Origin of the sequence: Nocardia terpenica (assembly GCF_013186535.1) — a bacterium.
Classification (GTDB): domain Bacteria; phylum Actinomycetota; class Actinomycetes; order Mycobacteriales; family Mycobacteriaceae; genus Nocardia; species Nocardia terpenica.
The window spans coordinates 1,478,860-1,492,079 of record NZ_JABMCZ010000005.1; the positions used below are offsets into that span (position 1 = coordinate 1,478,860).

At 66.4% G+C, this 13,220-nt stretch carries 13 protein-coding genes; 4 read left to right on the forward strand and 9 right to left on the reverse strand.

Annotated elements, in window-relative coordinates; all coding sequences use genetic code 11:
- Positions 1–71: 71 nt before the first annotated feature.
- Positions 72–773 carry an NADPH-dependent F420 reductase gene (locus tag HPY32_RS42625; RefSeq protein ID WP_067586322.1) on the reverse strand — a complete coding sequence of 234 codons (702 nt, stop codon included), beginning with the start codon at positions 771–773 and terminating at the stop codon, positions 72–74.
- A 241-nt stretch (positions 774–1,014) separates the two neighbouring features.
- Between HPY32_RS42625 and HPY32_RS42630 the strand changes: the two genes are divergently transcribed.
- Positions 1,015–2,214: an IS110 family RNA-guided transposase gene (locus tag HPY32_RS42630; RefSeq protein WP_171982787.1), complete on the forward strand. Its 1,200-nt coding sequence runs from the start codon at positions 1,015–1,017 to the stop codon at positions 2,212–2,214.
- Between the two features lie 41 nt (positions 2,215–2,255).
- On the opposite strand, the gene HPY32_RS42635 is transcribed toward HPY32_RS42630, so the two are convergent.
- Entirely contained in the window at positions 2,256–2,660 is a 405-nt protein-coding gene (locus HPY32_RS42635; RefSeq protein WP_309247582.1) for a nuclear transport factor 2 family protein, read from the reverse strand.
- Positions 2,661–2,851: 191 nt separating this feature from the next.
- Between HPY32_RS42635 and HPY32_RS42640 the strand changes: the two genes are divergently transcribed.
- The gene (locus HPY32_RS42640; protein WP_067586316.1) at positions 2,852–3,424 is read left to right on the forward strand and encodes a TetR/AcrR family transcriptional regulator; all 573 of its coding nucleotides are present in this window, start codon (positions 2,852–2,854) and stop codon (positions 3,422–3,424) included.
- Positions 3,421–4,593 carry a winged helix DNA-binding domain-containing protein gene (locus HPY32_RS42645; protein ID WP_067586313.1) on the forward strand — a complete coding sequence of 391 codons (1,173 nt, stop codon included), beginning with the start codon at positions 3,421–3,423 and terminating at the stop codon, positions 4,591–4,593. Before HPY32_RS42640 ends, HPY32_RS42645 begins: the two co-directional genes overlap by 4 nt.
- A 41-nt stretch (positions 4,594–4,634) precedes the next feature.
- Here the strand turns inward: HPY32_RS42645 and HPY32_RS42650 are convergent, their stop codons facing one another.
- The 5 genes from HPY32_RS42650 to HPY32_RS42670 form a co-directional block, all read right to left on the reverse strand.
- Positions 4,635–5,387 carry an aldo/keto reductase gene (locus HPY32_RS42650; protein WP_067586310.1) on the reverse strand — a complete coding sequence of 251 codons (753 nt, stop codon included), beginning with the start codon at positions 5,385–5,387 and terminating at the stop codon, positions 4,635–4,637.
- Entirely contained in the window at positions 5,384–6,322 is a 939-nt protein-coding gene (locus HPY32_RS42655; protein WP_067586307.1) for a Gfo/Idh/MocA family protein, read from the reverse strand. The genes HPY32_RS42650 and HPY32_RS42655 overlap by 4 nt, the downstream gene beginning before the upstream one ends.
- 24 nt (positions 6,323–6,346) lie before the next feature.
- Positions 6,347–7,156 (reverse strand): VOC family protein, encoded by an 810-nt coding sequence (locus HPY32_RS42660; protein WP_067595528.1) that lies wholly within the window; start codon positions 7,154–7,156, stop codon positions 6,347–6,349.
- Positions 7,157–7,208: 52 nt separating this feature from the next.
- Entirely contained in the window at positions 7,209–8,186 is a 978-nt protein-coding gene (locus HPY32_RS42665; RefSeq protein WP_067586304.1) for a DNA-3-methyladenine glycosylase family protein, read from the reverse strand.
- Between the two features lie 108 nt (positions 8,187–8,294).
- Positions 8,295–10,580: an ATP-binding cassette domain-containing protein gene (locus tag HPY32_RS42670; RefSeq protein ID WP_309247583.1), complete on the reverse strand. Its 2,286-nt coding sequence runs from the start codon at positions 10,578–10,580 to the stop codon at positions 8,295–8,297.
- Positions 10,581–10,687: 107 nt separating this feature from the next.
- On the opposite strand from HPY32_RS42670, the gene HPY32_RS42675 reads away from it, so the two are divergent.
- Positions 10,688–11,674 (forward strand): helix-turn-helix transcriptional regulator, encoded by a 987-nt coding sequence (locus HPY32_RS42675; RefSeq protein WP_067586301.1) that lies wholly within the window; start codon positions 10,688–10,690, stop codon positions 11,672–11,674.
- 29 nt (positions 11,675–11,703) lie between these two features.
- Here the strand turns inward: HPY32_RS42675 and HPY32_RS42680 are convergent, their stop codons facing one another.
- Both HPY32_RS42680 and HPY32_RS42685 read right to left on the reverse strand, forming a co-directional pair.
- Positions 11,704–12,675, reverse strand: a complete 972-nt coding sequence (locus tag HPY32_RS42680) for a radical SAM protein (protein ID WP_067586298.1) — start codon at positions 12,673–12,675, stop codon at positions 11,704–11,706.
- Between the two features lie 16 nt (positions 12,676–12,691).
- Positions 12,692–13,177: a phthiocerol/phthiodiolone dimycocerosyl transferase family protein gene (locus HPY32_RS42685; RefSeq protein WP_171983307.1), complete on the reverse strand. Its 486-nt coding sequence runs from the start codon at positions 13,175–13,177 to the stop codon at positions 12,692–12,694.
- Positions 13,178–13,220: the final 43 nt, after the last annotated feature.

A 13,220-nucleotide genomic window follows, 5' to 3' on the forward strand; every position in this document is an offset into this window, starting at 1 on the left:
AACCGAAGGCGATGCCGCACGCTGATACCGGGTGCGGAGCTCATGGTCCGAACTCCTCCGGTGCGTGGTGATCAGACGATCTTCACGCCGAAGCGGCGGCCCAGGGCCATGCCGACGGCGGCGTGGAAGTGGGCGTACATCTCCAGGCCGCGGGAGCAGACCAGGTCGCCGAGGTCGAGGATGTCGGTCCAGCCGTATTCTCGAAGGAGTTGGACGGCAACGGCTTTCGCGTCGGGGTCGTCACCGGCGATGAACATGGTGTGGTCGCCGCCGCCGATGGACTTCGGGTCCACGACGGTCTCCTGTTCTTGGGTGACAAAGGCTTTCACCACTCGGGTCCCGGGGAGCGCACGCTGGATCTGCTCGCCGAGGCTGTCGGTGTCGACCGGATGCAGTAGCGGCATGAAACCCCATGGGGTGCGCCATTTATGGGCCGTGTCGTGGTTGTAGACATAGGGGACCGCGTAGTCGATGAGCGTTTTCCCGGTCAACTGTTCGCCGATGCCCGATAGCACCTGGTAGGCGTGGTCACCGGAAATGCCGTTGATGACCATGTCGGCGGCCGCGGCGGCCTCGCCGAAGGTGAGCAGTGTGGCGCCGGGATGGTCGTTCAGCCAGTCGAGGTAGGGCGGGTTGCCCATCTGGTCGGGTTCGGTCCGCGCCAGGGTGGCCTGCGGGTCGCGGGTGCCGACGAACACCTCGTGTCCGAGTTCCAGCAGCTTGGCGGCGTGGCTGCGGGCGCCGCCTCCGGTGCCCAGGATCGCGATCTTCATGGTTTCCTTACCTTTCTTCTCGGGTGCTGGAAGCTACTGGCTGCCATAGGCTTTCCTGCACCCGGGAGCGTCGGGTATGGCTTTCATGGTGCAGCCGCTGATGGCCCAGGGGGATTGGCCGCCCGGCGTTCCGCGACGACTCGACCGCTGATTGAGATACGCGACCCGATCGCTTCGTAAGGACACGACGGCGCAGTCGTCTGCCGGACAACCGAACAACGTGTGGAGAACGGAAGTGGTCGTGCGACAACATCTGTGGGCTGGTATTGACGCCGGTAAATCGGCGCATCACTGCGTCGTCATCGATACCGACGGCAAGCGACGGCTCTCGCGCCGGATCGCCAACGACGAACCCGCTCTGCTGGATCTGATCGAGGCCGTCACGGGCCTGGTCGACAACGCCGAGGTGACGTGGGCGATCGACCTCAACCACGGTGGGGCCGCGTTGTTGATCGCCCTGTTGCTCGGTCGGGACCAGCGGCTGCTCTATATTCCCGGACGGACGGTGCACTGGGCTTCGGGCACCTATCGGGGCGACGGCAAGACCGACGCCAAAGATGCCGCGATCATCGCCGACCAGGCCCGTATGCGCCGCGACTTGCAGCCACTGCGCGTGGGTGACGAAGCAGCGATCGAGTTGCGGATCCTCACCTCGCGGCGCACCGACCTGGGCTGCGACCGCACCCGCGCGATCAACCGATTGCGCGCCCAGCTGCTGGAATACTTCCCCGCTCTCGAGCGCGCGTTCGATCTGGCCCACAACAAAGCGGCGTTGATCCTGCTCACCGGCTACCAAACCCCCGACGGGCTCCGCGCGATCGGCACCGCCCGCCTCGAGGCATGGTTGCGTAAACGTAAGGCCCGCAACAGCGCCCGCGTCGCCAGCGCCGCGGTCGAAGCGGCTCGATCGCAGCGCACCGCGGTGCCCGGCCAGCGACTCGGCGCAGCGATGGTGGCCCGCCTGGCGCAGGAGGTGATCCAGCTCGACATCGAGATCGCCGAGATCGAAGCGATGATCGAGCAGCGATTTCGCCGCCACCGCCACGCCGAAACCATCGTGAGCATGCCCGGCTTCGGAGCCTTGCTCGGCGCGGAATTCATCGCCGCGACCGGCGGGGACATGACCGTCTTCAACAGCGTCGATCGCCTCGCCGGTGTCGCCGGTCTGGCCCCGGTTCCCCGGGACTCGGGCCGGGTGAGCGGCAACCTCAAACGGCCGCGCCGCTACGACCGGCGCTTGCTGCGAGCCTGCTACCTCGCCGCCCAAATCGCGGCCATCCACGACCCGGTCTCCCGGGGCTACTACCAGCGCAAGAGAACCGAGGGCAAAAACCACACCCAGGCTGTTATCGCCCTGGCCCGGCGACGCCTCAATGTCTTGTGGGCGATGCTCCGAACGAGAACCCCATACCAGCCCGCCCCGGGGACCGTTCCGGCTTGACAAAGTCATTGAGAATCCCCCTGATTTGTCGGGGGTGAGTGCTACTTGTCCCAGGTGATGGGCGGGGTGTGGATGCCGGGTCGCATAAGCAGGTAGTCGCGCACGTTGGTGACCGATCCGTCCGCGGTGTGCTCCTGCAGGCTGACTCCGGCCATAGTGAGGGCGGCGTGGTCGTGGCCGTGGCAGACGACCCAGTACTCCACTGCCGAGCTGTTGCCCCTGGTGAACGGGGTGCCGAATCGGACCTCGTAGCTGTCCATGGTCGGGAACAGCCGCTTCAGATTCATCACTCGCGGTGCACGCCCGCGCACCATCTCATCGAAGGGATGCTGACCGACGCAGTCCGGCGCGTAACGCAGCCCCATCGCATCGGGATCCATTGCATTCCACGATTTTTCGTAATCTCTCGCCCAATCTGCGGCTATCCGGTCGATATCCACGTGCACTCCTCTCGTCGGGGCGTCGCGCGATGCGACCGCCGATAGCGCAGCGGATGGTCGATAAACCGTTCCCGACTCCCGACCAAGTTGCTGCTCGATAGCTCATGAATGTACATGAGTACTGTACTGTTGTACATAGTCGACTGTGGAAAGAGGTGAGGAGACGGGTGACACACTCTGGTGAAGGCGATGATGCCGTGACGACCGCGCGGCGTCGCGCGGGTAAGGCGAGCCGCGAGCGCATCGCCGCCGGGGCCATGGCGGTGATCGCGGAGCGTGGGGTGGAGGGGTTGACCCACCGTGCCGTCGCCGAGGCTGCCGGAGTGTCGCTGGGGTCCACCACGTATTACTTCACCGACCGGGAAGACCTCATCGGCGCGGCCCTCGAGCTGACGGTGCGGCGGTTCGCCGACTATCTCACCGCCTGGGCCGATGAGCACGCCGAGGACACCCCGGCGCAAGTGTGCGAGGCGTTGACCGAGGCCCTGATGCGATGCTTCGGTGCGGATCGCGACACGAAACTGCTCGAATTCGAGCTGTATGCGGCGGCCACGCGTCGGCTGGCGTTGCGGCCGCACGCGAATCGCTTCGTCGAACTGTCCGCGGCGGCGATGGAGCGGCATTTCGACCCGGTGACCGCGGCTGCGGTGATGAGTGCCATGACAGGTCTGTTCGTGAACGGTCTCACCCAGGGCGTGACTCCCGAACGTGACGCGGTCGCCGCCGTGCTGCGCCGCATCCTGTGCGGCATCGGAGATTCGAGCACATGAGCACGACGATTCCCGTAATCACCGATGAGCAGCGGCGTGCGCTGCTGACGTCCCGGCATCTGCTTGCGCCGCACCGGCGTGCGGCGTGCGCTGCGGGAGTGGTCGACGCCGTGCTGGGCCTGCACGCCACCGATCCCGCGACGGTGTACCTGTCGGCGGCCGCGCGGTTGGCCGATCCACAGCACGATGACATCGAGCGTGACCTCTACGACCGGACCCAGCTGGTGCGGATGACCGGAATGCGCGGCACCCTGTTCGTCGTCACCACGGAGCTGGCGCCGACGGTGCTGGCCGCGACCAGCCGCTCGCACGCGGCGGCCCGCACGGCGGGACTGCTGCGAGTCCTGGAGCAGGCCGACCTCGGCGACCACGCCACCCTGGCAGGGCTTTTCGACGAGGTGCTGGCCCTGCTGCGCGGCCGCGGCGAACTGACCACCCGAGAGATCGCCGCCGAAATCCCCGTGCTGCAAAAGCAATTGGCCGTCTCGGCCGGGAAGTCGTACGAGTCGCGGCGCAGTCTGGCGGTGGAGGTGGCATTCGCCATGGCCGCCGATGGACACATCGTGCGGGCCGGGCGGCGGGGCGGCTGGACCAGCACACAGCACGCGTGGGCCGCCGCGCCCGCACTCCCTCAAATTCCGGTGCGGGAGGCCAGGGCCGAACTGGCCCGCCGATGGCTGACCGCGTTCGGGCCCGGGACCGTCGCCGACCTGAAATGGTGGACGGGCTGGACCGTGACCGATACCCGAAAAGCCTTGCGCGACAGCACGGCCATCGAGGTATCGCTCGAAAGCGAACCGGGATACGCCCTCGAGTCCCACCTCGAGCCCTTCGAATCGCCGGAACCGGCGGCCGTCCTGCTGCCCGCACTGGATCCGACGCCGATGGGGTGGCGCAACCGCGACTTCTACCTCGACCGGGCCCACGTCCCCGCCCTATTCGACCGGATGGGCAATATCGGTCCCACGATTTGGTGGAACGGCCGCATTGTTGGCGGATGGGCGCAACGCCGAAACAGCACCCTCGCCGCTCGGTTCCTCGCCGACCCCGGACGAGCCGCCCGCAAGGCAATCGGCACCGAGATCGACAGAATGACAAGCTATCTCGCCGACCGCCGCTTCACCCCCGCCTACCGCACGCCGCTCGAGCGCGAACTCGCCGGTCCCTGAGACCACCCGCTGAGGGGGAAACCGCCGGTCCGGACCGGCGGTCACATCTTCCCGAGAGCATCGATCGCGGATACCTCGGATTCCGACAGCCTCACGTCGAGCGCACCAAAATTCTCCGTAATGCGCTCGACGTGAACCGATTTCGGAATCGCCGGGATGTCGTGAGCAAAGTGCCACGCCAGGAGCACCTGCGCGCTACTCGCTCGGTGCCGGTCGGCGATCCCGGTCAGGATCGGATGGGTCAGCGTGGGGCGGCGCAGCGGGCTGTGGCCCTCCAGGAGGATTCCGCGTTCACGATGGGCGGCAACGAGCGTCGGGTCGTAGAGCGCCGGGTTGAATCTGATCTGATTCACCGCGGGCGCTCGTCCGGTCGCCGCGACGAGCGCGTCGAGCTGCTCGATGCTGTGGTTGCTGACACCGATCGCATCGGCCCGCCCGGTGGACGCGACCGAAAATCGGTCCCACACCCGAGCGTTGTCCTCGGGGCTCTTCAGCGGAAAATGCATGAGCCACAGGTCCACTCGCTCCAGGCCCAACGCTCGCAGGCTCGCGGTGAGGGCTTCGGTTTCGCCGCCCGGTGTGCGCTGCGGGTATTTCGTGGTGACGAAGACCTCCTCGCGGTCGATCCCGCTGTCCCGGAGGGCGCGGCCGACCTGATCTTCGTTGCCGTACAGCTGGGCGGTGTCGATATGCCGGTAGCCGACCTCGAGGGCGTGGCGGACGGCGCGATAGGCGTTGTCACCCTTGATCTGCCAGGTGCCCAGCCCGAGCCTCGGCAGCGACGCCGGGCTCATCGCGGGTTGACGATGGCGTCGATGTCCAGGGTCACCGCGAGGGTGCCCAGCACCGTGTCCGGGCCGATCCGGTTGGTGGCTCGGCCGTGCAGACAGGCCAGGACGTGGTCGATCATCGCCGAGTAGGGATCGGCCGCCGGGAGCTGTGTCGTCTCCTCGCCCTTGGATGTGTAGGTGGTGACCGTGGCGGTGGGTTTGCCGTCGAAGCCCTGGGTGAAGGCCGCGTCGAGAACACCGTCGGTGAAGGTGGCGCGGTAGCCGCCACGCGATCCGTAGGGCATGGGCATGCGGGAGGACGCCGAGCACCGGGCCGACGCGGCCGGGTAGCCGAGGACGGCCTCCACCACCCCCGTATCGGGACCGCATGCGGTCGCGGTGATGTCGAGAGTGGCGGGGACGCCGAGGGTTTGGACGATGAGATCGATATCGCCGTGCATCATATCGAGCGGGATCGCGTCCACACCGAGGCTGACCCCCGGCCACAGCAGGGCGGTGGCCTGCTCCACGGCCAGATGCTCGAGCCGACCGTACTTCCACGAGGAGACCGCGTCGAACAGCAGTTGATTCGCGGGCAGGAACCGGTCGTACATGTCGACGAAGACCTGCCGATCACTCGCCTCCGCGGCTTCGGCGACCTTCTTCGCCGCTGCCGTATCGGTGGCCAGCGGCAGCTCGGTGAGCACGTGTTTGCCCGCGTCCACCGCGCGCAGCACGGTGTCGGAGTGCATGTCGGTCGGCAGGCAGATATCGATGAGTTCGATGGCGGGATCGGCAAATACCGAGTCGAGATCGGTGGTCGTGGCGAAACCGTAGCGATCGGCCAGCGACCGTAGCACCTCGGGGCGGCGGCCGAATACCGTCACCTCGACGTCGCGTGTGGCATAGACGGCGGCGTGCGCTTGGCCGAAACCTGTTCCCAGCAAGGCGATCTTCATGAGGCCCCTCCTTCGAATCGTGCGTCACATTCCCGGGTTGGAGAACACTTCGAATCGGTTGCCGGTCGGGTCGACGATGCGTGCGTAGACCAGGCCGTCCGGGTTGGTGTCGGGGCCGAATTCGACCACCGCTCCGAGGTTTTCGGCGAGTTCGCTCACCTCGGGGACATCGCCGACCAGGAACGAGGGCACCAGATAGTCGGCGCCGTTCGGGCCGAGGTCGTACATCCCGCCGGAGGGCCATTCGTTGCCGGTGAAGATGTTGTAGTACTGCTTGCCGCCCGCGGTGTCGTCGAACTCGAAACGCCAGCCGAACGCCTGCGTGTAGAAGGATTGCGTGGCCTTGGGGTCGGTGGTTCCGACCTCGAACCAGGCCATCGAACCCCGCGCGGGTTTGGCGGCGGCCTGGACCATGTAGTCCTCCCCTGCCTCCATGCGTTCCTCGAATCTTTCGCTCGTGCTGCGGGAGAACAGCGAGAAGGGGTTGCCCTGCGGGTCGGCGAGGACGGCGAACCAGGTCACGTCGCCGACCTGCGTGGCCGGAATCATCACGGTCGCACCGAGTTTCGTGAGTCGGGTGACGTCGGCGGCGACGTCGGTGGACAGGATGGACACGTTGATCTGCTCGGTGGCGGCGGGGGTTTCGAAGAGGGCGCCCATTGGGAACGGGGCGTTGGACGCGATGATGCGGATGTAGCGGCGGCCGTCGATCGATGAGTCCGGGTCCAGCTCGTAGGTCCAGCCTAGCAGCCGGGAGTAGAACGTCTGCGCCGGTTCCGCGTCTCGGGTGCTGATCTCGAACCAGACGATCTGTCCGGGTGTCAGAGCGTTCATCGTTTCCTCCATGGTCGTTTTCCGTTGCCGCGCCGGGGATTCCGACGGGTGTTCACATGCGAATTTCCGCGGCCAGCCAGTCGATGGGGTCATGCTGATGGCGCAGGAACAGGTCTTCGAGCAGATACGCTCCGGCCAGTGCGCGCCAGCGGCCGTACCGTGCGGTCATATCGGTCAGGATGTCTTCTGCCGGAACGGATTCGGTGTCGTACAGCAGCCGCGAGTACAGCTTGGTCTCCCACGGCGGCACGACGTCGAAGGCGTCGTAATGGTGGAAGGTCTGAAACATCAGATACCCCACCGACGCCGGGCCGATCCCATACAGCTTCAGCAGGGCGGCGCGGGCCCGGTCCCGGTCCATCACCCGGATCGCGTTCTCGTCGAAATCGCCGTCGAGCACCGAGTTGGCGATGCGGACAAGGGATTTGGCGCGATAACCGAGCTTCATCGCCCGCAACGGCGCCTCACCGGCGGTGGCGATGGCGTGTGGTTCCCAGAATGCATGCAGCCGTCGGCCATCGAACTGGACCACCCGGCCGTACGCGTCGAACACCGATCCAACCATCGCGCTGATGCGTCCGGCGGTGGCCATCTGCAGCAGCGCCAGCACGCTCACCCATTCATACAGCGAGAACGCGCAACTCACCCGCATCCCGCCGATGCGCTCGATCGGCCCGGACAGGGCCGGATCCGCGGCGAAGCGCCGACAGAACCAGGACAGGTCGGTGTCCAGGTCGTAGCGCCAGCGCAGTTCGAATCCGATCGACTCGACCACCGCCGGTGGCAGTGCCCGCTCGGCGAACACCGTGACACCCAGTTTGGGATCCTCACGCGTTCCGTTGTCGTTCAACCGAATTCCCAGTACCTGATCACCCCATCGCACTGTCTGCCAGTGCACGCCGGGCTCGTGTACGGTCGTCGGATCGGGCAGCGTGGACGGCTTGGACGTGGTGGTGTCGAAGTGGAACGGCGCCGGTGGACACACGGTCAGATTCGCCTGCTCGGTCAGCGTCACCGGATGACGGCCCATCGGCCCACTCCCTTCGCCGGTAGATCGAAACGTCCTGACATGGCCAAGGTAGAAACCCAATAGGTCAGTGAAAGTCCTATTGATCAGGGAATTGGCGGGTGGGGTTCCTCACCGCTGTCCGGCCAGGTCGCGGCGGACATACTCGGCGGTGAACGTCTCCGCGCGCAGCAGGTCGGCCGGGGTGCCCTGGAAGACGACGCGGCCGCCGTGCCGTCCGCCGTCGGGGCCGAGGTCGATGATGTGGTCGGCGTGTTCGATCACATCGAGGTCGTGCTCGATCACCACAACGGTGTTGCCCGCGTCGACGAGGCGATCGAGCAATGTCAGCAGGGTGCCGATGTCGGACATGTGCAATCCGGTGGTGGGCTCGTCCAGAATGTAGATTCCGCCGGACCTGCCGAGTTCACCGGCCAGCTTCAGCCGCTGGCGTTCTCCGCCGGACAACGTCGACAATGGCTGGCCCAGGGTGAGATAGCCGAGCCCGACCTCGACCAGCGAACCGATCCTGGCGCGTAGGGTGCGGTCGGTGAAGAACGACATGGCCTCGTCGGCGGTCGATGCCAATACCTGCACGATGTCCCTGCCATGCAGCGTGTAGGCGAGAACGTCGGGGTCGTAGCGGGTTCCGCGGCAGCGCTCGCACAGTGTCGTCACCGGATCCATGAACGCCATGTCCGCCGTGACCTCGCCGCGGCCGCCGCACTCCCGGCATGCGCCTGTGCTGTTGAATGAAAACAGCCCGGCGTCAACACTGTTCGCGGTGGCGAACGCCGCGCGGATGCTATCCATGACGCCGAGATGGCTGACCGCGGTCGAGCGTGACGACGACGCGATCCCGGCCTGATCGACCATGACCGCTTCCGGATGGCGGGCGGCGAAAACCTCCGACACCAGTGTGGATTTGCCCGAGCCCGCCACTCCGGTGAACACGGTCAGCACCCCGGTCGGAATATCCACGCTGATATCGCGCAGATTGTGCAGGTTCGCGTGTTCGATACGCAGATACCCGGTGGGAGAACGACATTCGTCCTTCAGCCGACCGCGGCGGCGTAGCGCTGCACCGGTGACGGTGTCGCTTGCGCGCAGGCCCGGGTAGTCGCCTTGGTAGACGATTTCGCCGCCGTGCACCCCCGCGGCCGGGCCCAGATCGACGATATGGTCGGCGATGGCGATGACGTCGCGGTCGTGTTCCACGACGAGCACCGTGTTGCCCTTGTCCCGCAATTCCCGCAGCAGCGTGTTCATCCGGCTCACATCGCGGGGATGCAGGCCCACGCTGGGTTCGTCGAATATGTAGGTCATCCCGGTCAGCGACGAGCCGAGAAACCGCACCATCTTCAGCCGCTGCGCCTCACCGCCGGACAGGGTCGGCGTTTCCCGGCCGAGGGTCAGATAGCCCAGACCGATGTCGTCGAGGCGCCGCAGTCCGGCGATGGCCTGCTCCGCCAGCGGGGTGCCGAGCGGATGATCGATCGTGCCGAGCACCTCGATCAGCTCGGTCACCTCCATGGTCACGTAGTCGGCGATCGTACGGCCGTTGATCTCTGTTTTCAGTGCCGCCCGGTTCAGCCGGGCACCACCGCACTCCGGACACGGCCCCCGAGTGGTGAACCGCTCGACCGCCTTCCGAGTGCGGGCGGACAACGCGGACAGATCTCGGTTGAGATACAGGCGACGGAATTTGGCGACCAGTCCCTCATAGGTGGTCATGGCTCCGCCCGCGGTCCGGATCTTCACCTCGTCGTCGGAGCCGTCGATCAGGTTCTTCCATTCGGCCTCGCTGTAGCGCGACAACGGCTTGTCCAGGTCGAACAGACCCGACTGGGCGAACATGTGCCACTGCACCGTGCCGACCGCGAACAACGGAAACCGCAAGGCCCCTGCGTTGAGCGACAGCGACGTGTCGATCATGGCGTCCAGATTCACCGTCATCACCCGGCCGAGACCGTCGCACCGCGGGCACGCGCCTTCCGGGGTGTTGAACGAATACACCGTCGCCATCCCGGCCGACGGCTCACCCGCCCGGGAGAACAGCACCCGGATGATCGAATAGATATCGGTGGCCGTGCCGACCGTCGACCGGGCATTGCCGCCAATCGGTTTCTGATCGACCACCACCGCGGTCGTCAGCCCCTCGATCCGGTCGACATCGGGTTTCTCATACCGCGGCAACCGGTTTCGCACGAACGTCGTATAGGTCTCGTTCAACTGCCGCTGCGATTCCACCGCGATGGTGGCGAACGCCAGCGACGACTTCCCGGAACCCGACACCCCGGTGAACACCGTGAGCGCATTCTTCGGAATCGCCACCGAGATGTTCTTCAGATTGTGCTCGCGGACGCCCTCGATCTCGATCCGATGCACCGGATCGGCCATCTTCCTCCCGGCAGCCACGCACCCTCCTTTCCCTATCGACACCGGCACCGTGATCCGGCGCTCGTGCGCGACACTACGAAGCCAATAGGTCACCGACTGACCTGTTGATGCGTCAGGATGAAGACATGCGAGATCCGTCGGGCCGACTGCTGCACCTGCTGTCGCTGCTGCAATCACCACGCGAATGGACCGGCATCGAACTCGCCGAACGACTCGGCGTGACCCCGCGCACGATCCGCCGCGACGTCGAACGCCTGCGGGAACTCGGTTACCCCGTGCACGCCACCCAGGGCAATGTCGGCGGCTATCGCCTGGTCGCCGGGACCGCCATGCCGCCGCTGGTGCTCGACGACGAGGAAGCGGTCGCCATTGCCATCGGCCTGCGTACCGGCGCGACCGCGGCGGTCACCGGGATCGAGGACGCCTCCCTTCGGGCCTTGGCCAAACTCGAGCAGGTGCTTCCCAGCCGGTTGCGTCGCCGCCTCGCCGACCTCTCGCACGCCGCCGTCGTGCTGCCCGCCACCGCGACCGTCTCTGTTGATCCGGAAACCCTTGCCGCCCTGGCCTCCTCGTGCGCCGCCCACGAGAAGGTCCGCTTCACCTACACCAAGGCCGACGACGAGGTCACCAAGCGTTTCGTCGAACCGCATCGGCTGGTGTCGGCCGGACGTCGCTGGTATCTGGTCGCGTTCGACAGCGACCGCGCCGACTGGCGCACCTTCCGCGTCGACCGCATCACCGCCGTACACCGCACCGGCGTCCGCGTGCCCGCCCGGGAACTGCCCGACGGCGCCGACGCCGCGGCCTGGCTCACCCGCTCCCTGCAACGCACCGGCACCGTCCAGGCCCGCGTACTCCTGCACGAACCCATCGACGTCGCCCGCGATCATGTCGGCGCGCGACAGGGCATTCTCGAAGCCGCCGACGACGGCACCTGCATTCTCACCACCTACCCCGACCGACCCGAATACGTCGCCTTCAACATCACCCTGCTCCCCATGCCCTACACCGTGCTCGACCCACCCGACATCGCTCCACTGGTGCGCGCCATCGGTGAGCGGGCACTCGCCGGGACCGCGGACCCCACCGGAAACGACCCGGTCACGCCGTGAAGGTTCGGTTGGTGGGGGCCTGAAGTCGTTCAGAGGAGCCGTAATTGGCGCTCCTCCTGGGGTATGGGGGCGCTGTGCGCGGCGATGTATTCCGACCAGGTGGGCAGGCCGTGCCGCCGTGCCCGTGCGTGGACGTGTGCGGTGACCCGGTCGATGTAGTCGTCCGGCATGCTCCGATGACGGCCGTAACTGTCGGTCAGCCGCCGCGCCAGATCCGGTGGCACGGTGGCGGCGGCCTGCTCGAGGAACCAGGGGCGCAGCGCCGCCTTTATGCGCATGACATCCGGAAAGACCGTCACCGCACCAGCATCCACGCAAGCGTCGACCAAGGCGTCGAGGGCCGCGGGGTGGTCGCCCGCGTGCGGAATGATCGGAGCGATGAGCACGCCCGCAGGGATACCGGCGGCACGGAGGGTCCGGACGATGTTCAATCGGGCCTTCGGTGGGGACGCCGCCGGTTCGAACACGCGCCGGACCCGGTCGTCGAGCGAGCCGAGCGAGGTCATAACCAGCACGTCCGCCCGCTCGGCCGCCCGCGCGAACAACTCGATATCCCGAAGCAGCAGAGCACTTTTCGTGGTCGTGGTGAACCTGATCCGATACTCGGCCAGCACACGCAGAATCTCGGGCATCAACCGATACCGGCCCTCGGCGCGCTGATAACAGTCGGTCGAGGTGCCCACCATCACCCAATCATCACGGACGCGCCCGCGCCGCAACTCCGCCCGCAATACCTCGGCGGCATTGGTTTTCACCACGATCTGTTTGCTGAAATCCTCGGTGATGCCGAATCCGAGATGCTGGTGCCCGGTCCGGGCGAAACAGTACGTGCAGCCGTGGGCACAGCCCCGATACGGATTCAGCGTCCAGCCCATTCCGCCCGCGGTAGCGCCCGCCAAACGGTTGAGCATCGTCTTGGCGCGCACCTCGTGAAAAGTCATGCCGCCGAAGGGCGATACCTCGTCTCGCGCGGTTCCCTCGATGTCGAACAAGTGCGTCATGTCGTGGGCGCTCCCTTCAGCTACTCGCCGCAGCCACGATGCCGTTCAGTTCATCGACCACGGCGGCGGCCCTGCGCTGGGCCGATGCGATATCGGCCACGGTCGAGGCGCCGATGTGGATACCGAGCCGTCCCGCGAAACTGGTGATGATGTAGAACGGCTCGAGCGCGGTGGAGATGGCCAGCGAAAAGCCCGCGCGCCGGAAGTCTTCGACCGTGATCCCCCTGGGCGCGGTGAAGTCGGGGATCTTGCCCCAGTTCGACGAGTTGACCACCGGGACCGTCCGGTGGTTCTCCGGCGGCCCAGTGGTGCCGAGCGCACGACGTTGTATGCCGCCATCGGTCATCCCCACAGTGAGCCGGTCGCCGATATCGCGGGCGAGGGCGACGACATCGGTGCGGTCGGGGTGAGCGCAGAAGGGCACCAAGGTGACGGCCGTCGTCGCGGCGAATTCACCGACCTCACTCGGCGCAAGCCGACGAATGACGGTGTCGCTACCCATGGTCCGTTCTCCTTCTGGTTGGCACCACTGCCCGAGGTCTTCG

Excerpts from the sequence above, each read along its gene's own strand:
- HPY32_RS42645 (WP_067586313.1), top strand. The coding sequence starts at position 3,421 with ATGAGCACGACGATTCCCGTAATCACCGATGAGCAGCGGCGTGCGCTG.
- HPY32_RS42650 (WP_067586310.1), bottom strand. The coding sequence starts at position 5,387 with ATGAGCCCGGCGTCGCTGCCGAGGCTCGGGCTGGGCACCTGGCAGATC.
- HPY32_RS42660 (WP_067595528.1), bottom strand. The coding sequence starts at position 7,156 with ATGAACGCTCTGACACCCGGACAGATCGTCTGGTTCGAGATCAGCACC.
- HPY32_RS42675 (WP_067586301.1), top strand. The coding sequence starts at position 10,688 with ATGCGAGATCCGTCGGGCCGACTGCTGCACCTGCTGTCGCTGCTGCAA.
- HPY32_RS42685 (WP_171983307.1), bottom strand. The coding sequence starts at position 13,177 with ATGGGTAGCGACACCGTCATTCGTCGGCTTGCGCCGAGTGAGGTCGGT.
- HPY32_RS42625 (WP_067586322.1), bottom strand. The coding sequence starts at position 773 with ATGAAGATCGCGATCCTGGGCACCGGAGGCGGCGCCCGCAGCCACGCC.
- HPY32_RS42665 (WP_067586304.1), bottom strand. The coding sequence starts at position 8,186 with ATGGGCCGTCATCCGGTGACGCTGACCGAGCAGGCGAATCTGACCGTG.
- HPY32_RS42655 (WP_067586307.1), bottom strand. The coding sequence starts at position 6,322 with ATGAAGATCGCCTTGCTGGGAACAGGTTTCGGCCAAGCGCACGCCGCC.
- HPY32_RS42680 (WP_067586298.1), bottom strand. The coding sequence starts at position 12,675 with ATGACGCACTTGTTCGACATCGAGGGAACCGCGCGAGACGAGGTATCG.